Raw genomic sequence first — 21,127 nt, 5'->3', positions numbered from 1 at the left:
CTTTGTGGGCCTGCTCACAAGGTGCTGGACACCCCGTGCTATACTACGCGGCCCACACCCCGGCAGATCGCGCGCTTGTGAACCCATGCACAAAAAGCCGCAGGTCGCCGCACGCGTTGCGATTGTGTGTGCGAAATCGCCGTAACACCTGCGATACAAGCGATGGTGACGCGCCGTCACCTTTGGACCCACAATTCGGGCGAACGTCACCTTGCGTGCATCCCGGCGAGCGGAACTCCATGTGAAGAAATTCACGAACTTTCTCGCCGGGGACGCGCGCGTCAGGGGTGACCTGGGCGTTTCGGGCCCCGGTCAGGCCCGGGAGAGGGTGCTCCAGGCGATGCCGTCGAGGATGTCGTGCTCGCTGACGACGAGCTCCCGGGCACCGGTCCGCTCCATGATCGACAGCAGGATCAGCGAGCCCGCGCCGATGACGTCGACCCGGCCGGGGTGCATCACCGGGATGGCGGCGCGCTCCTCGTGGGTCGCGTGCATCAGCCGCTCCGCGACCGCCCTCACCTGCGCGACCGGGATCCGGGACCGGTGGATCGCCTGGCTGTCGTACTCCGGCAGACCCAGCGCGATCGCGGCCACGGTGGTCACCGTGCCGGCCAGCCCGACCAGGGTCGCCCCGGTGGTCAGCGGCACGGTCTCGGCAGCGAGGTCGAGCGCCTTCTCGATGTCCGCGCGCATGGCCGCCCAGTCCGCGCCGTGACGCTCGGTCAGGCGGACGCAGCCGATGTCCACGCTGCGCGCGGCCTCGACGTGGTCGGAGCCGAGCACGAACTCGGTGGACCCGCCGCCCAGGTCGAAGACCAGGTACGGGCCACCGCCCCGACCCGCCAACTCCTTGGTGGCGCCGGTGAAGGAGAGCTCCGCCTCCTCGTCCCCGGTGACCACCTCGGGGTCGACCCCCAGGATGCCGCGGACGCCGGCCACGAACTCGTCCCGGTTCTCCGCGTCCCGGCTGGCGCTGGTGGCCACGAACCGCAGGCGCTGCGCGCCCAGTTCGCGGATCACCTGCGCGTACTCCCGGCAGGCGGCGAACGTCCGCTCCAGCGCCTCCGGCGCGAGCCGCCCGGTCCGGTCCACGCCCTGCCCCAGCCGGACGATCGTCATCCGCCGGTCCAGATCCGTGAGCGCCCCGGTGTCCGGCTCGACGTCCGCCACCAGCAGGCGGATCGAGTTCGTCCCGCAGTCGATCCCGGCGACCCGCTGCACGCTCATGCCTCTCCCCCGCTCCCGGCCACCGGGTCCTGCGGCTCCGCGCAGACGCAGCGGCCCTTGAGCCACCACTCCGGCAGGGCCTCCAGGGCCTCGTCGCCGAGCGGGTTGACGCCGGGGCCCGCGGCCAGCGAGTGGCCGACGAGCACGTGCAGGCACTTCACCCGGTCGGGCATGCCGCCCGCGCTCGGGAAGCCCTCCAGCACCTCGACCGCGTCGCGCCGGGCGATGTAGTCCTCGTGCGCCGCACGGTACTTCGCGGCCAGCTCCGCGTCCTCGGCGAGGCGTGCCGTCTGCTCCTTCATCATCCCGTCCGCCTCCAGCGTCCCGATCAGGGACGCCGCCCGCGGGCAGGTCAGGTAGTAGAACGTGGGGAACGGCGTGCCGTCCTCCAGCCGGGGGGCCGTCTCGACGACGTCCGGAAGCCCGCAGGGGCAGCGGTGGGCGACGGCCCGCAGGCCGCGCGGCGTCCGGCCCAGCTGTGCCTCGATCGCGGCGCGGTCGGCCTCGGAGACGCCCTCGGCGGGGGGCTGATGCTGCGTCATGTCTGCTTTCTCGGTGCGTTGTTCAGTGCCCAGCCGTGTCCGCCGCGTCGATCGAGTCGAACAGGCTCCGGTACCACGGCTGCCCCGCGGCCTGCGGCTGCGGGCTCGCGCCGACCGCGGCGGCTGCCGCGGGATCGACGGAGGAGTACAGGGTCTCACCCGGGAAGCCGAAGTGGAGACGGGCACGCGCCTGCGCCTCGACGTAGGCCGGGTCCTGCCACCGCGCCTTCTGCCGCTGCAGCTCGTCCACACTGGCCTGCGCCTTCTGCGCGGCGGAGCGCTGCGCGGCGATCTCGGACCGCTGCGCGATGAACTGCCGGGTCGGGTAGGCGAGTGCCGCGACGAGCGCCACCAGCACCAGCGCGAGCAGCGCTGCCCGCCCCGTCAGCCTGGGTCGACGTGCCACGTTCCCTCCAAGGTGAGGCCGCACCTCCAGGGGCGCGAGGAACTGCGCGGGAAACCCACCACTCGCGGAGGTCCGTCCCGCAGGTGGGGCCGGACCTCCGCGAGTGGTGAGCTGGGCGCGCAGTTCCTCGCGCCCCCAAGGGGCTTGCGACTTACCCGTTGAAGCGGGGGAACGCGCCCCGGCCGGCGTATTCCGCGGCGTCGTCGAGGATCTCCTCGATCCGCAGCAGCTGGTTGTACTTGGCCACGCGCTCGGACCGGGCCGGGGCGCCGGTCTTGATCTGGCCGCAGTTCACCGCCACGGCGAGGTCCGCGATCGTCACGTCCTCGGTCTCGCCCGAGCGGTGGCTCATCATGCAGCGGTAGCCGTTGCGCTGGGCCAGCTCCACCGCGTCCAGCGTCTCCGTCAGCGAGCCGATCTGGTTCACCTTCACCAGCAGGGCGTTGGCCGCGCCCTCCTTGATGCCGCGGGCCAGGCGCTCCGGGTTGGTGACGAACAGGTCGTCACCGACCAGCTGGACCTTGTCGCCCAGCTCGGCGGTGATGGTCTTCCAGCCGTCCCAGTCGTCCTCGAACAGCGGGTCCTCGATGGAGACCAGCGGGTAGTTGGCGACCAGCTCGCCGTAGTAGGCGCTCATCTCGGCGGCGGTGCGGTTCTGGCCCTCGAAGACGTAGGCGCCGTCCTTGTAGAACTCGGAGGCGGCGACGTCCAGGGCGAGGGCGATGTCGCGGCCGGGCTCGTAGCCGGCCTCCTTGATCGCCTCGATGATCAGGTCCAGCGCGGCGCGGTTGGACTCCAGGTTCGGCGCGAAGCCGCCCTCGTCGCCCAGGCCGGTGGACAGGCCGCGGGCCTTCAGCACGGCCTTGAGCTGGTGGTAGACCTCGGTGCCCCAGCGCAGCGCCTCGGCGAAGGACTCGGCGCCGATCGGCGCGATCATGAACTCCTGGATGTCCACGTTGGAGTCCGCGTGCGAGCCGCCGTTGAGGATGTTCATCATCGGGACCGGCAGCACGTGGGCGTTCGGGCCGCCCAGGTAGCGGAACAGCGGGAGGTCGCTGGCCTCGGCGGCGGCGTGGGCCACGGCGAGGGAGACGCCCAGGATGGCGTTGGCGCCGAGCGAGGACTTGTCCTTGGTGGCGTCCAGGTCGAGCATCGCCTGGTCGATCAGCCGCTGCTCGGTGGCGTCGTAGCCGACGAGCTCCGGGCCGATCTGCTCGATGACGGCCAGGACGGCCTTCTCCACACCCTTGCCGCCGTAGCGGGACTTGTCCCCGTCACGAAGCTCCAGGGCTTCGAACGCACCGGTCGAGGCGCCGGACGGAACGGCGGCACGGCCGGTGCTGCCGTCGTCGAGGCCGACCTCGACCTCGACCGTGGGGTTGCCTCGCGAGTCGAGGATCTCCCGAGCTACGACGACGTCGATGGACGGCACAACTGGCTCCTTTGAGGATTCGGCGTTGTTACGTCATGAGCCTAGCCGCAGGACCGTCCCGGACCACTCGCGCCCACGGCCTGTCTCACGTGGTGGCGGCCCTACCCACCGGTAGTTCATCTGCCGGCCGGGCGGGGCCGCCCACGTGACGGTGTGTCAGCGCGTCAGAGCTTCAGGTGCTGCCCGACCTGGATCAGGTTGGGGTTGCCGCCGATGACGGAACGATTCTTCTCCCACAGGGCGTGCCAGCCGCCGGGGACGTGGTGCGCGGCCGCGATCGCGGACAGCGTGTCGCCCGGGCGGACCGTGTAGGTGCCGTGGCCGGACGGGGCGGCGCGGTGCGTGGTCGTCTTCGCGTGGCCGGTGCCGTGGCCGGTGCTCTTGTGGCTGGTGGTCTTCTTCCTGGTCGACTTGTGCGAGGACGCGGTCGACACGTTCGCCGGCGCGCCGCCGCGGGTCAGGCCCGCGCGGGGGCCGCAGACCGGCCAGGCGCCGGGACCCTGTGAGGCGAGCACCTTCTCGGCTATCGCGATCTGCTGGCCCTTGGTGGCGTGGTTCGCCGTGGCCGCGTAGGCGCCGCCGCCGTAGGCACGCCAGGTGGAGGCGGAGAACTGCAGGCCGCCGTAGTAGCCGTTGCCGGTGTTGATCGACCAGTCGCCGCCCGACTCGCACTGGGCGACCTTGTCCCAGGTCGACACGGACGCCGCCTGGGCGCTGCCGGCGCCGATCAGCGGGACGGCGATCGCGGCCCCCGCGACGCTGGTGGTGGCGACGACGGCCTTCATCCGGGTCTGCTTCACCTTGCGATGGCGGCCGTTGCCGGACATGAGAATGCCAGAGAGCATGACGGAATCCCTCTCCGACGCCTGCGAGGTGAGCTGTCGGGTTCGGGCCGTGAGGTAGCCCGGGCGCGTGCGCGCCTTCACCCCTAGCCGTGCGCTCCTGCTCCGCACCGGCGACTTACCTGGGTCCCCCGCTCCTGCCCGGTCGTGTCTCGACGTCCGCCCTCCGGTGGACAGGACTCGGCGTCCCGCAGGGCGGTCTCCGCGAAAGCGGACGGATGGGAGGCTAAGCAGACCGGTATGGAAATCACAAGCTTCGACACCCTTCGCGCGAGACACATCACAAAGTGCCCCTTTGTGTTTGAAGCTTGCGACAGCCCGTCAGAAGCATGTTCCCACAGGGATGTTCAGGGCGTTCCAGTCTGGCAGGAGGCGCGTCTCCGGCACGCCCGCCGCCAGCAGGCGGGCGCGGCGTTTCGGCACATGGCCGTAGAGCCCGACAAAGGGGACATCAGCCGCCTCCGCTGACAAACAGTCAGCCTCGCTGTCCCCCACGAAAAGGCAGTCACCGGGCCGGTCGGCCATGCCCAGGGCGGCGAGCGCCCGGCGCAGCGGCCACGGCGAGGGCTTCATCCGCGCCGGATCCGGGTCCCGTCCGAAGACCCGTCCGGCCAGGGCCTCTTCCAGCACCGGGCGGCCCCGCAGGAACGCCTCGACCGCCGCCGACGCGTTGTTGCTGACCACGGCGAGGCGCACACCCGCCGACGAGAACTCCTTGACCGCCTGCTCCACGCCCGGCGTCAGCTCCGCCGAGGGGACGGCCGCCAGCTCCTCCTGCTCCAGTAGCCCGTGCGCCTGCGCGGCGAGCCGGCCGGCCGGGAGCCCCGCCAACAGGGCATGCGGGTCCCGCTCCTGAGCCGGAGTCAGGCCCGCGTCCCGCAGCAGGTCGGCGATGCGCCGGGCGGCCAGGGCCGGCGGGCGCCCGGCGAACAGCGAGCAGACCGGGCCGTCGAAGTCGAGCAGGACGGCGGCCGGCAGTGGTGCGGTCACAGGTCACTTCCGTTGTCGTTCCAGGGACACACCGTACGGCTCGGCCTGCCCCCACCAGGAGTCGAAGAACTCCTGGGCCGCGTCGACGTACTGGCTGTCGATGTGGTTGTCCAGGACGGGGTGGCGCCGGCGGGCGAACAGCCGGCTGCTGAGCCCCGCGACGTCCAGCAGCCGCTGGTTGTGGCCGCCGACCTCCACCTCGCGCTCGATCAGCTCGTACCAGCCCTCCAGCACCTCGTCCTGGTTCAGCACGTACAACTTGGCCATCGGCGGAAAGGGCACGGTCCGCACCTCCACCACGGGCTCGCTGTCGACCAGTTGGTAGGTCCACAGCGTTCGGGCGGCGTTGGTCAGGGCGTCGACCTGGTTGGCCCCGATCCGGCGCAGCCGGTCCAACGGCCGGCGGTCGGCCGGGTCGACCACCAGCCGGGGGTAGGTCGGCGTCGCCGCGAAGTCGCACAGGAGCAGCCGGACGTGGAACTCCCGGAGCCGGTCGCGGCGGGCCCGCACCCCTATCAGCTGCGTCTCCAACGCGTTGACCAGCGACTCCGAGGTGACGCAGAGGGCGTCCACCCGCAGCGTTCCCTCCGCCAGGGCCCGGTCCAGGTGCCGTCCGAGCACCTCGAGCGTGCCGGGATGCCCCTCGCCGCCCTCGGCGCGGACCTGCCTGGGCAGGTGCGCCCGGGTGACCACCGCGCGTTTGCCCGGGCGGGTGACGATCAGGCCGTCCCGGGCCAGCTCCTGCAGCGCCTTGTGGACGGTGGCCCGGGCGACCCCGTACTCCTCCGCCAGCGCGCCCTCCGACGGCAGGGCCGTGCCGCTGCCCCACTCCCCCTCGGCGATCCGCCCCTCGATCCGCTGCCTGATCTCCTTGGACGCCATCTCGCTCGGCACCTCCTCGGTCCGCCTGCGCGCGAGCCTACTCCGGCACCCAAGTGACCAGGCGGAAACGGAACCTGTCTACCCGTCAACTGGACAGGTTATGCGCCTGTACAGCTCGGGCAGAACCTCGTCAGACAGGGGAGGTGACTGATGGAAGTTCCATCGAAGCTCGCCGAGTGGGTCCTCGACCTGCTGCTCCAGCTCAACCCCGGCCTGGACGCCACCGCGGTCCTGGTCGCGCTGCTCGCCCTGGCCTTTCGGGGTGAGTCCCGCTCCTTCGGCCGGCTCGTCCTGGCCATCGGCCTGGTCCTCTTCGTGACCGGCCATCTCGCCCTCCGGATCACCCTGCCGGGGAGCCGAACCTCCTAGCGGTCGCCGCCCTCCGCGGTGAACCGCACCGGCAGCTGCCGCAGACCCCGCATGATCAGGCCGCCCCGCCAGCGCAGGTCCTCTGGTGCGGCGGCCAGTTGCAGGTCGGGGAGGCGCTGCAGGATCTCACCGATGGCGTCCTGCGCCTCCAGGCGGGCCAGCGGGGCGCCGATGCAGTAGTGGATGCCGTGCCCGAAGCCCAGGTGCGGGTTGTCCCGCCGGGCGAGGTCCAGCACGTCGGGCCGGTCGAACCGGGCCGGGTCGCGGTCCGCCCCGGCGAGCACGACGAGGACCGGGTCGCCGACCGCGATCTGCTGGCCCGCCAGCGTCAGCGGCTCGGTCGCGAAGCGCCACGTCGCCAGCTCCACCGGCCCGTCGTAGCGCAGCAGTTCCTCGACCGCGGTCCCCAGCAGCTCCGTGTCCCCGGCGGCGAGTGCGGACTGCAGCCGAGCGCGCTGCGCCGGATGGGTGAGCAGCGCGTAGAGGCCGTTGCCGATGAGGTTGACGGTCGTCTCGAAGCCCGCGAACAGCAGGATGAACGCCATCGCCGCGGCCTCGTTCTCGGTGAGGTGCTCGCCGTGGTCGCTGGCCCGGATCAGCCCCGAGATCAGGTCCTCGCCGAGGTCGGCGCGTTTGCGGTGGATCAGGTCGGCCAGGTAGGTCCGCATGCGCTTCACCGCTCGGGCCACGCCGCCCCGGGGGCCGCCCTGGTGACGGATCATCATGCCGGCCCAGTCGCGGAAGTCGTCCTGGTCCTCGGCCGGGACGCCGAGCAGGTCGCAGATGGCGTAGATGGGCAGCGGGAAGGCGAACTCGTGGATCAGGTCCGCCTCGCCGCGCCCGGCGAAGCCGTCGATCAGCCGGTCGGTGAGCTCCCGGACCCGCGGCTCGAACTCCGCCACCCGGCGCGGGGTGAACGCCTTGGAGACGAGCCGGCGCAGCCGGGTGTGGTCCGGCGGGTCGATGTTGAGCAGATGGGTCATCAGCTCCGCGTTCCGCTCCCCCGGGATGCCCACGCGCCCGCTCCGGTGAGCCTGGCCGCTGTGCTGCGCGGGGTTCTTGCTCAGCCGTGCGTCCGCCAGCGCCTGACGCGCGTCGGCGTAGCGGGTGACGAGCCAGGCCTCGACGCCGCTCGGCAGCGTCGTCCAGTGGACGGGCGCATGCTCGCGCAGCCAGGCGTAGGCGGGGTAGGGGTTCGCCGCGAACTCCCACGAGAAGAGCTCGGGCCGGTCGGCGGGCGGCGGCGAGGACGGCATGTGCACCCCCCGACGTTAGCCGTGCGGACGCCGCCTTCCCCGCACGGGGCCGCGCCGCGGGGTGACGGCCCGTCACCGGGGGCCCGGGGGCTGTCCCGTGGGCCCGTGCGGCCGGGTGTGACATTCGCGACGCCGGGACGCGGGTCCGCGCCCTGTCGCTGCGCGGGTTCGAGTGCCTACGATCCCGGGAACGATCAGGGCGGTGCGGGCCTGGTGGGAGGAGAGTCGGGGCATGGAGATCGCGGGTGCGGTAGTCGTCGTGACCGGGGCGGCCGGAGGGATCGGTGCGGCGCTGGCGCGGCGGTTCGCCGCGGAGGGGGCGCGCGGGCTGCTGCTGGCGGACCTGGACGGCGAGCGCGTCGAGGACCTCGCCGGGGAGCTGGACCGGGCCGGCTGCCGAGCCGTGGGCGTGGGCAGCGACGTGACCCGCGAGAGCGACGTCCAGGCGCTCGTCGAGACGGCCGAGAAGCACCTGGGCCCGGTGGACCTCTTCGTCAGCAACGCGGGCATCGGATCCGGCGGCGGAATCGAGGTCGGCAACGAGGTGTGGCAGGCGGTGTGGGACGTCAACGTGATGGCCCACGTGTACGCCGCCCGCGCGGTGCTGCCCGGCATGCTCAAGCGCGGCCGCGGCTACCTGCTGCACACCGCGTCGGCCGCGGGCCTGCTGCAGATGCCCGGGGACGCGGCCTACACCGCGACCAAGCACGCCGCCGTGGCCTTCGCGGAGTGGCTGGCGGTGGCCTACGGCGACCAGGGCATCAGGGTCAGCGCGCTGTGCCCGCAGGGCGTCGACACGCACATGACGGAGAACGCGGCGGTGCGGTCCGTGCTGGGTGCCTTCGGCGAGATCGTGAGCCCGGAGCAGGTCGCGGAGGTGGTGGTCCAAGGGCTGGCCGAGGAGCGGTTCCTGATCCTCCCTCACCCGGAGGTCTCCAAGTTCGAGCAGGGCCGCGCCCTCGACCGCGACGGCTGGCTCTCCGGTCTCCGCAAGGCCGTCTCCGGCCTCGGCCCCACCCTGGGTCTCACCAGTTAGTTGCGGGGCCCTTCAGGCGGCGTAGCCGCCAGGGGCGCGGGGAACTGCGCGAGCAACTCACCACTCACGGAGGTTCGACCGTTGATCGGGGACGGACCTCCCCGAGTGGTGGGCTGGTCGCGCAGTTCCCCGCGCCCCTGGCGGGGCCTGCCACTCAAGGCAGGTGGAGGAGTTGAAGGCTGGTGGCCGGGATGCCGTCAGGCGCTCTGTCCCGCAGCAACGTGCCCGCCGGGAAGGCGACCGCCGTTGAGGCCACGACGCGGTTGCGGGAGTTGACGAGGCAGCACGGGGCGCCGGAGGCGCGCAGCAGGGGCAGGACCGCCGCCTCGAAGTCGCGCAGGTAGATGTCCGCCCCCGCCACGCCCGCGAAGGAGCCGTCCGCCGCGTGCACCGGGGCGGCCAGGGTCAGGCTGTACTCGTCGGTGCACAGGTAGTCGACGTACGGCCCCGTCACCGCCCGCTCCCCCGTCTCGCGCGGGACGGTGAACCAGTCCCAGTGCGTGTAGTCCGCGTACGCGGACGTCGTCGGGTCCAGGTCCAGGTGCAGCGGGGTCGGCGCGCCCTCCTCGCCGCGCAGCCACCACTCCAGGCCCGAGGGGGCGTCCGCGAGGAGCCCGGGCGCGGCCACGAAGCCGGTCCCGGCCAGCAGCGGGTGAGCGTCCAGCTGCGCGCACAGCAGCCGCCGCAGCGCGGCCAACTGCCCGAGCCGGGGGCGCGGACGACGGGCCAACAGCTCCGCCGTCGCCGCGCGGACCAGGTCCACCTCGGCGAAGACGGAGTCCAGTACCGCTGTTATTCCGGTCATCTCGGTGCCGGCGCCGGCGCTGCTTCCCATGACGTGTCGTCCAGTCGGAGTGCGATGAGGAGCCGCACCGACCGCAGCACGTGCTCCTCGGCGAGCCGGCGCGCGCGCTCGCCGTCCCCCGACGCGATGGCGTCGAGCAGGGCGGCGTGGTCGTCGTCCGCGGTCCGGTGGGCCTCGGCCCGGGTGAACGCGAGACAGGTTAGCGGTCCGAGCTCCGTCTGGAAACGGATCTCCTCCCGGGTCAGCCGCCCCGACTGGGCGGCCGCGGCGATCTCGACGTGGAGCCTGCCGTCCAGCCGGGCGCGCAGTGCCGGGTCCTCGGCGGCGGCGAACTCGGCGCAGCTGCGGCGCGGGGCCGCGAGATCGTGCGCGTCGGCGCGCTCGGCGGCCAGGCGGGCGACGGCGCCGGCGACGACGGCGTAGTGGTCGCCCAACTCCCGGAGTTCCTCCGGGCGGTGGCGGGCGAGGCGGGTGCGCAGCCGGTGTTCCAGGGAGTCCGCGGGCGCCTGGACGAAGGTGCCGCCGCCCCGGCCGCGCCGGGTGAGGACCAGTCCCTGCTGCCGTAGCACCACCAGCGCCTCGCGCAGGGTGACCGTGGCGACGCCGAGCTGGGACGCCAAGTCGCTTTCCCCGGGCAGCTGTTCGCCGTCCGCGAGCAGGCCCAGCGTGATCGCGTCGCCGAGGCGGCGGGCCACGGCGTCGACGCGCGGCTCGCTCTCCAGGGGCGCGAAGACGGCGCGCCGGGCGGCGCTGGAGAGGCGGTTCACACCTCACATCCCATCACAGGTCGGTCTCGGCAGATGCCCGGGCGGAGCGCCCCGGCGGCCTCCGCGCGGGGAAGGGCCGCAGCACCCATTGCCATATGACATCTGGCTTCATATGTTTTGCTAACTCCTCCCGCCCCCGGAAAGGTTCCGCCCATGAGCGAGGCCGTGAGCACGGACAAGGCACCCGTGCTCGACCAGGACGCCGCCGACGCGGCGCAGCTCGAAGCGCTCGGCTACAAGCCGCGGCTGACCCGGGCCCTGGGCCTGTGGTCCAACTTCGCGGTCGGCTTCACCTACCTGTCCCCGCTGGTCGGCGTGTACTCCGTGTTCGACTACGGACTCGCCACCGGCGGCCCCTCCTTCTTCTGGACCGTCCCGCTGGTCCTGCTCGGCCAGGGCCTGGTGCTGCTGACCTTCGCCGAGGTCGCCTCGCAGTACCCGCTGGCGGGCGGCATCTACCAGTGGGCCAAGCGGCTGGTCGGCCCCCGCTACGCCTGGCTCTCCGGCTGGCTCTACACCTGGGCCCTGCTGGTCACCATCGCCTCGGTGGCCTACCCCATCGCCAACTACGCGGGCCCGCTGCTGGGTTACCGGGTCAGCCACACCAGCACCGTGGTCACCGCGGTCGTCGTCATCCTCTTCTCGGCGCTGGTCAACCTGCTGGGCGTCCGGCGGCTGGCCTTCGTCGCCAACGTCGGCGTCTTCGCCGAGGTGGCCGGGACCGTGGTGCTCGGTCTCTACCTGCTCTTCTTCCATCACAAGCAGCCGGTCACCGCCGTCTTCCACAGCTACGGCGCGGGCGGCAGCGGCGGCTACCTGGGTGCCTTCCTGGCCTCCTGCCTCTTCGCGGTGTGGATCTTCTACGGCTTCGAGGCCTGCGGCGACATCGCCGAAGAGGTCAAGAACCCCTCGCGCAAGGTGCCCCGGGCGATGGGCATGACGCTGGGCGTCGGGGCGGTGGCCACGGTGATCCTCACCCTCGGCCTGATCTACGCGGTGCCCGACTTCGGGGCGGTCGTCAGCGGCAGGAGCGCCGACCCGCTGGGAGATGTGCTCGCCGCTTCGCTGGGCACGGTGGGCAGCAAGTTCGCGCTGGCGCTGATCGTCGTCGGCTACGTCTCCTGCGCGCTGGCCATCCAGGCCGCGGCCACCCGGCTCGTCTACTCCTACGCCCGCGACGGCGTCATCGTCGGCTCTCGGGTGCTGGCCAAGCTGCACCCCACTTTCCACATGCCCCCGGCGGCCACGGCGGTGACCGCCGTGATCCCGGCGGCGCTGGCCTTCCTGCCGTCGGCCACGGTGACCCGCATCATCACCTTCTCGGTGGTCGGCATCTACATCGGCTTCCAGTCGGTGGTGCTGGCCTCGATCATCGGCCGGGCCCGCGGCTGGCGTCCCGCCGGGGCGTTCACCCTGGGCCGCTGGGGCTGGACGGTCAACGTGGCCGCGCTGGTGTACGGCGTCACCGCGATCGTGGTCCTCTCGGTGAAGACCCCGCCCAACGGCACCGGCTTCTTCGACCGCTGGCTGGTGCCGATCTCGGTCGGCATCGTGGCCGCCGCGGGGGCCGCGTACCTGCTGCTGGTCCGGCCGAAGGAGAATGTCTCGGCAGAGGACCGCGCCTGAGCGGCAACTGACGGCCCGTCGTGAGCGTCCTCCCCCACTGGAGGACCCATGAAGATCGACGACGCGGCGCGGCTGCGCGTGCCCAGGCAGGTCGCCTGGCCCGGCCGCCGTCCGGCACCACCAGGCGACCGGCCGGGGCGGCCGGGCACCCGGGGCGGGCCCGGCGGTCTGCTGCTGGACCTGCTGCTCGCCGCCGCGCTGCTGGCCGTCACCGCCTGGGCCGTGGCGCTGCCCGCCCGGGCGGTCGCCACCCAGCTCGGCTGGCGCGGCATCGCCGCCGTCTACGTCGCCTCGGCATGCCGGCAGATCCCCTCCCCCGACGAGACGGGCCGGGACCGGCGGCTGTGCACCGGGGACCTGTCCACCGACGACGGGCTCACCCTGCTGCGCTCGGCGGTCCCGCTGGAGTCCCAGGACGCCCAGCCCGGACGGCCGCTGACGGTCCGTCTGGACCCGGACGGCGCCATCGTGCACCCCCGGCTGGCCGACGCCGCCCTCCTGGAGAGCGGCGCGGCCGGGCTGGCCGCGCTGGGCGCGGGCGCCGTCCGCGTCCACGGCGTCCGCCGCGGCCGGCGCGTGCTCGCGATCCCCGGCGCCTGGGGCTTCTGCGGGCTGGGCGCGCTGTCCCTGCTGTCGCTGGCGCTGGCCCTGCTCATCTGGCTGGTCCAGCTGACCGGCTGACGCCGGGTCAGCCCATCCCCGGTCGCCGCGGCCCGGCACTCCTCCTGTCCCCGGCCCTCGGCCGGCGGCTCCGCGCACCGCCGGGCTCAGCCCGCGCGCAGCGCCTCGCAGCTGAGCCGGTCGGCGAGCCGGGTGGTCTCCGGCAACCGGTAGCGCGGCGCGGCGGCGAGCACGAACCGCGTCGCGGCGTCCAGGTCCACCCGGTGCCCGACGGAGACCGTCACCGGCTTGACCCCGGGCTGGGTGCGCAGCATCCGCGCCACCGTCTCGCCCCCGTCCAGGACCGGCGACCAGTCGCCCCGCTCCGGCCCTGGCTCCGTCCAGGTGCCCAGCAGCGGCGTCTTGCCGACGCCGAGCGCCGGCAGGCCGGTGACCACGCCCAGGTGGCAGGCCAGCCCGAAGCGCCGCGGATGAGCAAGCCCCTGCCCGTCGCAGAGCACGACGTCCGGGGTGACCGTCAGCCGCTCCAACGCCCGCAACAGGGACGGCACTTCACGGAACGCGAACAGCCCGGGCAGGTACGGGAACCCCGCCGTCCCGACAGCGGTGGCCTGGTCCACCACCTCCAGGGTCGCCGCGTCCAGCACCACCACCGCGGCGGCCACCCGGTCCTCGGCCTCACCGGTCCCGTCGTAGGCGACGTCCACACCGGCCAGGGTCCGCGGCGCGGGCCCGGCCCAGGCCGCCGGCTCCCAGCGGGACCGCAACTGCTCCTGCACCCGGATCGCCTCGGCGACCTCCGGGGAGGCGGGCGGCTCAGTCACCGGCGGCACGCTCCGCCGCGCGGATCGCGTCGCGGTAGGCGCGGGCGGCGGCACGGAGGGCGTCCTCGGGGTCGACGCCCGTGTCGGCCGCCGCGGCGGCCTCGCGGAGCAGGCGGGCGCCGGGGGTGTCGTCGGCGGGAAGCGGGACGTCCAGGCGGGCCTTGCGCACCCGGCCGTGCAGCTTCGCGGCGAGGGCCAGGGCGGGCATGCCCAGCGGGATGCCCTCGACGACCGAGTCGCGCTGCTTCTCGGCGGCCTTCAGCGTCTCCCAGTTGGCGGAGACGTGTTCCGCCGTCGGGGCGTGCACGTCACCGAAGACGTGCGGGTGACGGTACATCAGCTTCTCGACGATGCCGCCCGCGACGGCGTCGATGTCGAAGGGGTCCGCCTCGTGCTCCTCGGCGATGCGGGCGTGGAAGAACACCTGCAGCAGCACGTCTCCCAGCTCCTCGCGGAGCGTGGCACGATCCTCCTCCTCGATCGCCTCGACGAGCTCGAAGGCCTCCTCCACCAGGTACTTCACCAGGGAGGCGTGGGTCTGCTCGGCATCCCAGGGGCAGCCGCCGGGCGAGCGGAGCCGGTCCATCACGGAGACCAGGTCGAGCAGCCGGTAGCCCGGCAGGTCCCAGGAGCCGGGCAGCACCTCGATCTCCGGCACGGGCTGCACCGACTGCTCCACCGCGATCCGGGCCAGCGCGTCCGTCAGCCCCGGGTCGCCGTCCGTGCTGGTGAGCCAGACGACGGAGCGCCCGGGCGCGGCCGCCTCCGCCAGGGTGCGGGCCAGCGCGTACGGCTCGACCTCCAGCAGCTCCACCGCCACCCCCGCCGCGCGCAGCGCGGGCAGCTGGGGGTGCTCCGGCTCGACGCCGAGCACCCGGTCGGCGGCGTGCAAGGTCTGCCACGCGGGCCAGGAGAGCAGGCCCGGAGCGATCCGGTGGGTGGTGTCGAGCAGGACCAGCCGCCCCGCCGGCTCGACGGTTGCGCAGGCTGCCTCGGCTGCCTCGGTCCCGGGGGTTTCGTCGTTCGCTGCCACGCCCCGAACCTACCCGCTGCCGCCGACAGTCCGCCGCCGGCCGGTCCGGGTCAGGCGCTCTTCAGCCAGGGCTGCGCGGCCGGGCCGATCGCCCGGTCGGCGGCGGGGCTCCAACTCCCGTAGCGCGGGTTGACCTTGACGCCCAGCCGGTTCCCCTCGGCGGCCAGCAGCTTCGACCAGCCCGCCTGCCGCGCCGCCTCGTCGTTGGGATCGACACCCGCCGCCCGCAGCAGCTTGTCCTGGGCGATCATCAGGCGCATCCACACGTCCAGGTCGTTCGGGGACACCCCGACGTTCTTGGCCAGCGCGGCGGCCAGCGCCTCGCGGCTGCCGAACTGCTGCTGGTAGGCGGCCTCGGCGCGGTCGATCTCGCCCTGAGTCACCGTCAGGCCGGCCCGGGCGAGGGCGCCCTGCGCCACCCGGTCCTGGATCAGCAGGTCCAGCGTCCGCTGCGGGTCCGCCTGGCCCACGCGCTCGGCGAAGGAGACCGCCGTGGCCTGGCCGACGGCCGCGCGGTAGTCGGCGACCTGCGCCTCCACCGAGGCCACGGTGATCCGCTGACCGCCGACGACGGCGGCGGCGCCGGTCTGCGCGGTGCCGGAGCAGGCGCTCAGCGCGGCGAGGACGGCCCCCGCACCGGCGAGGACGAGAACGGGACGACGGCGCACGGCACTTGCCTCCCAGTGGGACCACAGCTCTCTGGACGACGGTCGGCGCCAGCTTACGGACGGTGCGTCCGTGACAACAGAGGTCCTGCGTCAACCGGCGTGTCCGGGCGCCCGCCCGGCCTTGTGCCCGGCGGCACGCCCCTCGGCCCCGTCCGTGGTCGTGACCTCGTCCGCGGTCCTGGCCCCGTCCGCGGTCCTGGCCTCTGCGCTCCCCGTCTCGACCTCGCCGAAGCGGGCCAGCGCGAGCGCGCCGAGGACCGCCAGGGTGAAACCCGCCAGCGCGAGCGGCACCAGGCCCGCGCGGGTGGCGTCCCCGAGCACCACGACGCCCAGCAGGGCGGGCAGCGCGGTCTCGCCGAGGACCATCGCGGCCGTGGCCGTGGTGACCCGCCCGCCGCGCACGCCCTCCGTCATGAAGACGAACGCGACGGCCCCTGCGGCCAGCAGCGCGTAGGTCGCGGGGTCGCTGAACAGCGGGCCCAGATGCCACAGCCGGATACTCGGCAGCACCCGCACCGCGAGCCCGACCACGCCGAAGCCGAGGCCGCACAGCGTCCCCATCACGGCGGCCCGCAGACCCGGCCGCCCGATCCGCCAGACGGCGGCGCCGACGGCGGCGAGTACGACGACGGCCCCGAGCAGGGCCCAGTGGAAGGCGGTGCCCGGCTGCTTGTGCCCTTCGGCGCCCGCGGTTGCCCCCAGCACGGCGAGCCCGACACAGACGCCGGCGACGCCGGCCCACTCGGCCCACCCGAGCCGCATGCGCAGCAGTGCGGCGCCCGCGACGGCGGTCACGGCGAGTGCCCCGGCGAGGGCGGCCTGCACGACGTAGAGCGGCAGCGAGCGCAGGGCGACCAGCTGGGCGACGAACCCCAGCCCGTCGAGGGCGAGCCCGGCCGCGTACGGCAGGTTGAGCATCGCCCGCGCCGTGCCCGCCAGCCCGCCGCCCTCCTCGGCCGGGGCGTGCCGCTGCGCACCCAGGGCCTGCAGCACCATCGCCAGACCGAAGCAGAGCGCGGCGGCAAGCGCCGCAACCAGACCGAGAACCATACCCCGAGCCTAGGCCCTGCCCGCCCCCTCCCCGCACCGCCCACCGGCCGCCCCGAGCGGCCCCACGAAGCAGCCTCGACGCTGCCCACGCACCGGCTCCCGGCCCGACGCACGGCCCCCACCCCACACATCCCACAGGCCTCCCGGCGCCGGGGGCCGACAGCCCACGAGCCGCCTGAACACAGGCAGAGGCCGGAGGCCGGGGGCCGGGGGCCGGAGGCAGGGGACCGGAGGCAGGGGACCGGAGGCAGGGGACCGGAGGCAGGGGACCGGAGGCAGGGGACCGGAGGCAGGGGACCGGAGGCAGGGGACCGGAGGCAGGGGACCGGAGGCAGGGGACCGGAGGCAGGGGACCGGAGGCAGGGGACCGGAGGCAGGGGACCGGAGGCAGGGGACCGGAGGCAGGGGACCGGAGGCAGGGGACCGGAGGCAGGGGACCGGAGGCAGGGGACCGGAGGCAGGGGACCGGAGGCAGGGGACCGGAGGCAGGGGACCGGAGGCAGGGGACCGGAGGCAGGGGACCGGAGGCAGGGGACCGGAGGCAGGGGACCGGAGGCAGGGGACCGGAGGCAGGGGACCGGAGGCAGGGGACCGGAGGCAGGGGACCGGAGGCAGGGGACCGGAGGCAGGGGACCGGAGGCAGGGGACCGGAGGCAGGGGACCGGAGGCAGGGGACCGGAGGCAGGGGACCGGAGGCAGGGGACCGGAGGCAGGGGGCCAGAGGCCTGGCCCCTGACACACGGCCGCAACCCCGTAGCCGCAAGGCGCCCGCGCCGACGGCCGAAGGCCCGCCTCCCAGGGCCGGGACACGCCACCCACCCACCACCCGAGCATCAGGCACGGCCCGGGGCCGGAGGCCGGGCCCCCGACACACGGCCGCAACCCCGTAGCCCGCAGGGCACCCCAGGCCCATGGCAGGAGGCCGACCCCGAGGGCCGGTGCATCCCCCAGGCCGCCCGAACATCAGGCAGAGACCCGAGGCCGGGGCCTCGCCACACGGCCGCCACGCGGATGCCCGCAAGGCCCGCGCCGACGGCAGTATCGGCCAGAGGCCCGGGGCCGAAGGCCGGGCCTCCCACACGGCCATCACCCCGGGGCCCGCAAGGCGCCCCGCGCTGGAGGCCGGGCCCGAGGGCCGGTGCGTCCCACCGGCCGTCGGGGCAAGGGACCGGGCCGAGGGCGGCGGAGCCGCGGGTGGTGGGAACGGGCGGGGCGAGTGGGGCTCCCGCCCGTTCCGGGGCTACTTCGCGGCGGCCAGTTCGTCGAACATCGTGGAGAGGAACTCCGTGCACCAGCTCAGCAGTTCGCGACCGACCACCGGCTTGCCGCCGATCCGGGCGGTGGTCGGGCGGGGCACCAGGATCAGCTTGGTCGCGGGCTTGATCTGGGTCCGCGGGTACAGCCGCTGCAGCCGCAGCTCCTGGGACTCGCGCAGTTCCACGGGACCGAAGCGGACGAACTGACCCTGCAGCGTGATGTCCGAGATGCCGCAGCGCCGCGCGAACAGCCGCAGGCCGGCCACCAGGAGCAGGTTCTCCACCGGCTCGGGCAGCTTTCCGTAACGGTCCGTCAACTCCGCCCGCACCTGGGCGATGTCGTCCTCCGAGTTCACCGCCGCGATCGACCGGTACGCCTGCAGCCGCAGCCGCTCGCCCGGCGCGTAGTCGTGCGGGACGTGGGCGTCGACGGGCAGCTCGATCTTGACCTCGAGCGGCTCCTCCTCCGGCTCCCCGCCGTTCGCCAGCTGGTCGCGGAACTCGGCCACCGCCTCGCCCACCATCCGCATGTAGAGGTCGAAGCCGACGCCCGCGATGTGCCCGGACTGCTCGCCGCCGAGCAGGTTGCCCGCGCCGCGGATCTCCAGGTCCTTCATCGCGACGTACATGCCCGCGCCCATCTCGGTGTGCTGGGCGATGGTCGCCAGCCGCTCGTGCGCGGTCTCCGTCAGCGGCTTCTCCGGCGGGTACAGCATGTAGGCGTACCCGCGCTCGCGGCCGCGGCCCACCCGCCCGCGCAGCTGGTGCAGCTGCGACAGGCCGAAGGTGTCGCCACGCTCGACGATCAGCGTGTTGGCGTTCGAGATGTCGATGCCCGACTCGACGATCGTCGTCGACACCAGGACGTCGAACTCCTTCTCCCAGAAGTCGACGACGACCTTCTCCAGCGCCGTCTCCGTCATCTGCCCGTGCGCGGTGGCGATCCGCGCCTCCGGGACCAGCTCCTTCAGCCGGGCCGCCGCCTTGTCGATGGACTCGACCCGGTTGTGGATGTAGAAGACCTGCCCCTCGCGCAGCAGTTCGCGCCGGACCGCCGCGGCGATCTGCTTCTCGTCGTAGGGGCCGACGAAGGTGAGCACCGGGTGGCGCTCCTCCGGCGGGGTGGTGATCGTGGACATCTCGCGGATGCCGGTGACCGCCATCTCCAGCGTGCGCGGGATCGGCGTCGCGGACATCGTCAGCACGTCCACGTTGGCGCGCAGCTTCTTCAGCTGCTCCTTGTGCTCGACGCCGAAGCGCTGCTCCTCGTCGACGATGACCAGGCCCAGGTCCTTGAACTTCGTCTCGGACGAGAACAGCCGGTGCGTGCCGATGACGACGTCCACGCTGCCCTCGCGCAGCCCCTCCAGCACCGCCTTGGCCTCGGTGTCGGTCTGGAACCGGGACAGCGCCTTCACCACCACGGGGAAGTTGGCGTAGCGCTCGGAGAAGGTGGAGAAGTGCTGCTGCACCAGCAGCGTCGTCGGCACCAGCACGGCGACCTGCTTGCCGTCCTGCACCGCCTTGAAGGCGGCGCGGACCGCGATCTCGGTCTTGCCGTAGCCGACGTCGCCGCAGATCAGCCGGTCCATCGGGACGGACTTCTCCATGTCCGACTTGACCTCGGCGATGGTGGACAGCTGGTCCGGCGTCTCCGCGTAGGGAAAGGCGTCCTCCAGCTCGCGCTGCCAGGGCGTGTCCGGGGCGAAGGCGTGGCCGGGGGAGGCCATCCGCGCGGAGTAGAGCTTGATCAGGTCCGCGGCGATCTCCTTGACCGCCTTCTTGGCCCTGGCCTTCGTCTTCGTCCAGTCGGCGCCGCCGAGCCGGTGCAGCGAGGGGGCCTCGCCGCCGACGTACTTGGTGACCTGGTCGAGCTGGTCGGTCGGCACGAACAGCCGGTCACCGGGCTGGCCGCGCTTGGCGGGCGCGTACTCCAGCACCAGGTACTCGCGAGTGGCGCCCTGCACGGTCCGCTGCACCATCTCGATGTACCGGCCGACGCCGTGCGCCTCGTGGACGACGTAGTCGCCGGCACGCAGGGCCAGCGGGTCGATGGCGTTGCGGCGGCGGGAGGGCATCCGCCGCATGTCCTTGGTGGAGGAGCGCTGCCCCGACAGGTCGGTCTCGGTGAGCACGGTGAGCTTGAGGCCCTCGTGCACGAAGCCGAACTCGACCGAGCCGCAGGAGACCTGGATGACGTCCGGCTCGGGTGCGGAGGTCAGGTCCGGCACCAGCCGGGCCCCGATGCCCTCGCCCGACAGCATCTCCACGATGCGGGAGGCCGGCCCCTGACCCTCCGTCACCAGCACGACGCGCCAGCCCTCGGCGAGCCGGCCCTTGCAGTCGGCGATGGCCCTGGCCGTGTCGCCGCGGTAGGCCTCGACCGCGTGCATGCCCAGGAGCAGCGTGTCCGCGCCGGTCTCGGTCTCCACCTCGTCCGCGGCGAAGGGGCTCAGCGACCACCAGGGCAGCCCGATCTCCCGCGCGTGGTAGCGGACGTCCGCGAGCGCCCAGAGGCTGGCCGCGCCGACGTCCAGCGGCCGCTCGCCGCCGGCGGCGGCCGCCACCCAGGACGCCTGCAGGAACTCGGCGCTGGTCGCCACCAGGTCGGCGGCCCGGGTGCGCACGCGCTCCGGGTCGCAGACGACGGCGATGCTGCCCTGCGGCAGCACGTCGAGCAGCAGCTCCATGTCGTCGACCAGGACAGGTGCGAGCGACTCCATGCCCTCCACGGCGATGCCCTGGGCGATCTTGTCCAGGATCTCGGCGAGCTCGGGGTGCTCGGCGGCCAGCTCCGCGGCCCGTGCCCTCACCTCGTCGGTCAGCAGCAGCTCGCGGCAGGGCGGCGCCCACAGGCCGTGCTGCGCGATCTCGAGGGAGCGCTGGTCGGCGACCTTGAAGTAGCGGATCTCCTCGACCTCGTCGCCCCAGAACTCCACCCGCAGCGGGTGCTCCTCGGTCGGCGGGAAGACGTCCAGGATGCCGCCACGGACGGCGAACTCGCCCCGCTTCTCGACCAGTTCGACGCGCTGGTAGGCGGCGGCCGCGAGGCGCTCCACGAGGTCGTCCAGATCCGCCTCCTGACGCAGCCTCAGGCTCACCGGCTCCAGATCGGCCAGCCCCTTCACCTGCGGCTGCAGCACGCTGCGCACGGGCGCGACGACCACCTGCAGCGGCCCCGCGTTCGGGTCGTCGGCGGCGGGGTGGACGATGCGCCGCAGCACGGCGAGACGGCGGCCCACCGTGTCCGAGCGGGGGCTGAGCCGCTCGTGCGGCAGCGTCTCCCAGGCCGGGAACTCGGCGACCGCGTCGGCGGGCAGCAGCGAGCGCAGGGCGGCGGCGAGGTCCTCGGCTTCCCGCCCGGTGGCGGTGACGGCGAGGACGGGCCGCCCGCGCCGGCCCGCCTCGGCGGCGAGCGCGCGGGCCAGCACGGCCACGGCGAAGGGCCGCGCGGCGGGCGGACCGACCAGGTCCAGCGGCCTCGCGTCCCCGGCG

General features: G+C 73.6%; 19 protein-coding genes and 1 riboswitch. Of the genes, 4 read left to right on the top strand and 15 right to left on the bottom strand.

The annotated features are described in order from the left end of the window. Positions 1-312 precede the first annotated feature (312 nt). From ACFP3V_RS02985 to ACFP3V_RS02955, 7 genes are all read right to left on the bottom strand, one after another. Entirely contained in the window at positions 313-1,221 is a 909-nt protein-coding gene (locus ACFP3V_RS02985; protein WP_380579366.1) for a Ppx/GppA phosphatase family protein, read from the bottom strand. A 2-nt stretch (positions 1,222-1,223) separates the two neighbouring features. Then, complete coding sequence (locus ACFP3V_RS02980; protein WP_380579349.1) at positions 1,224-1,769, bottom strand: DUF501 domain-containing protein; 546 nt, start codon at positions 1,767-1,769, stop codon at positions 1,224-1,226. Positions 1,770-1,791: 22 nt separating this feature from the next. After that, positions 1,792-2,175 (bottom strand): FtsB family cell division protein, encoded by a 384-nt coding sequence (locus ACFP3V_RS02975; RefSeq protein WP_380579347.1) that lies wholly within the window; start codon positions 2,173-2,175, stop codon positions 1,792-1,794. A gap of 151 nt (positions 2,176-2,326) precedes the next feature. Beyond that, positions 2,327-3,607 (bottom strand): phosphopyruvate hydratase, encoded by a 1,281-nt coding sequence (gene eno, locus ACFP3V_RS02970; protein WP_380579345.1) that lies wholly within the window; start codon positions 3,605-3,607, stop codon positions 2,327-2,329. Positions 3,608-3,771: 164 nt separating this feature from the next. Continuing rightward, positions 3,772-4,452 carry a transglycosylase family protein gene (locus ACFP3V_RS02965; RefSeq protein ID WP_380579343.1) on the bottom strand — a complete coding sequence of 227 codons (681 nt, stop codon included), beginning with the start codon at positions 4,450-4,452 and terminating at the stop codon, positions 3,772-3,774. 3 nt (positions 4,453-4,455) lie between these two features. Further along, a riboswitch (cyclic di-AMP (ydaO/yuaA leader) is annotated at positions 4,456-4,575 on the bottom strand. A 195-nt stretch (positions 4,576-4,770) separates the two neighbouring features. Further along, the gene (locus tag ACFP3V_RS02960; RefSeq protein ID WP_380579341.1) at positions 4,771-5,439 is read right to left on the bottom strand and encodes an HAD family hydrolase; all 669 of its coding nucleotides are present in this window, start codon (positions 5,437-5,439) and stop codon (positions 4,771-4,773) included. A gap of 3 nt (positions 5,440-5,442) precedes the next feature. Continuing rightward, on the bottom strand, positions 5,443-6,321 hold the full coding sequence (locus ACFP3V_RS02955; protein WP_380579339.1) for a GntR family transcriptional regulator: 879 nt from the start codon (positions 6,319-6,321) through the stop codon (positions 5,443-5,445). 150 nt (positions 6,322-6,471) lie between these two features. Between ACFP3V_RS02955 and ACFP3V_RS02950 the strand changes: the two genes are divergently transcribed. Then, a complete protein-coding gene (locus ACFP3V_RS02950; protein ID WP_380579337.1) occupies positions 6,472-6,690 on the top strand; it encodes a hypothetical protein in 219 nt (72 codons plus the stop codon). On the opposite strand, the gene ACFP3V_RS02945 is transcribed toward ACFP3V_RS02950, so the two are convergent. Further along, the gene (locus tag ACFP3V_RS02945) at positions 6,687-7,946 is read right to left on the bottom strand and encodes a cytochrome P450 family protein (protein ID WP_380579364.1); all 1,260 of its coding nucleotides are present in this window, start codon (positions 7,944-7,946) and stop codon (positions 6,687-6,689) included. The two genes, ACFP3V_RS02950 and ACFP3V_RS02945, sit on opposite strands and share 4 nt — an antisense overlap. A gap of 232 nt (positions 7,947-8,178) precedes the next feature. Here ACFP3V_RS02945 and ACFP3V_RS02940 point away from each other — a divergent pair, with 232 nt between their 5' ends. Then, positions 8,179-8,982, top strand: a complete 804-nt coding sequence (locus tag ACFP3V_RS02940; RefSeq protein WP_380579335.1) for an SDR family NAD(P)-dependent oxidoreductase — start codon at positions 8,179-8,181, stop codon at positions 8,980-8,982. Positions 8,983-9,136: 154 nt separating this feature from the next. Here ACFP3V_RS02940 and ACFP3V_RS02935 read toward each other — a convergent pair whose 3' ends face one another. Then, entirely contained in the window at positions 9,137-9,817 is a 681-nt protein-coding gene (locus ACFP3V_RS02935; protein WP_380579333.1) for a cache domain-containing protein, read from the bottom strand. Further along, on the bottom strand, positions 9,784-10,554 hold the full coding sequence (locus tag ACFP3V_RS02930; RefSeq protein ID WP_380579331.1) for a FadR/GntR family transcriptional regulator: 771 nt from the start codon (positions 10,552-10,554) through the stop codon (positions 9,784-9,786). Before ACFP3V_RS02930 ends, ACFP3V_RS02935 begins: the two co-directional genes overlap by 34 nt. A 153-nt stretch (positions 10,555-10,707) precedes the next feature. On the opposite strand from ACFP3V_RS02930, the gene ACFP3V_RS02925 reads away from it, so the two are divergent. Together ACFP3V_RS02925 and ACFP3V_RS02920 are read left to right on the top strand one after the other, a co-directional pair. After that, positions 10,708-12,180, top strand: coding sequence for an amino acid permease (locus tag ACFP3V_RS02925; RefSeq protein WP_380579329.1), 1,473 nt, complete (start codon positions 10,708-10,710; stop codon positions 12,178-12,180). A 48-nt stretch (positions 12,181-12,228) separates the two neighbouring features. Next, positions 12,229-12,861 carry a hypothetical protein gene (locus ACFP3V_RS02920; RefSeq protein WP_380579327.1) on the top strand — a complete coding sequence of 211 codons (633 nt, stop codon included), beginning with the start codon at positions 12,229-12,231 and terminating at the stop codon, positions 12,859-12,861. 86 nt (positions 12,862-12,947) lie between these two features. Here ACFP3V_RS02920 and ACFP3V_RS02915 read toward each other — a convergent pair whose 3' ends face one another. The 5 genes from ACFP3V_RS02915 to mfd all read right to left on the bottom strand — a co-directional run. After that, entirely contained in the window at positions 12,948-13,625 is a 678-nt protein-coding gene (locus tag ACFP3V_RS02915; protein ID WP_380579325.1) for an endonuclease V, read from the bottom strand. Continuing rightward, entirely contained in the window at positions 13,618-14,658 is a 1,041-nt protein-coding gene (locus ACFP3V_RS02910; RefSeq protein ID WP_380579323.1) for a nucleoside triphosphate pyrophosphohydrolase, read from the bottom strand. The genes ACFP3V_RS02915 and ACFP3V_RS02910 overlap by 8 nt, the downstream gene beginning before the upstream one ends. 50 nt (positions 14,659-14,708) lie before the next feature. Then, a complete protein-coding gene (locus ACFP3V_RS02905) occupies positions 14,709-15,326 on the bottom strand; it encodes a SurA N-terminal domain-containing protein (protein WP_380579321.1) in 618 nt (205 codons plus the stop codon). 90 nt (positions 15,327-15,416) lie between these two features. Beyond that, on the bottom strand, positions 15,417-16,376 hold the full coding sequence (locus tag ACFP3V_RS02900; protein WP_380579319.1) for a hypothetical protein: 960 nt from the start codon (positions 16,374-16,376) through the stop codon (positions 15,417-15,419). Positions 16,377-17,616: 1,240 nt separating this feature from the next. Continuing rightward, the coding region (gene mfd / locus ACFP3V_RS02895) for a transcription-repair coupling factor (RefSeq protein ID WP_380579317.1) at positions 17,617-21,127 on the bottom strand (3,511 nt) is incomplete at its 5' end.

Source organism: Streptacidiphilus monticola, from assembly GCF_042658505.1.
Classification (GTDB): domain Bacteria; phylum Actinomycetota; class Actinomycetes; order Streptomycetales; family Streptomycetaceae; genus Streptacidiphilus; species Streptacidiphilus monticola.
The sequence above is the reverse complement of the archived record's forward strand: the minus strand, read 5'-3'. Positions and strand labels throughout refer to the sequence as shown.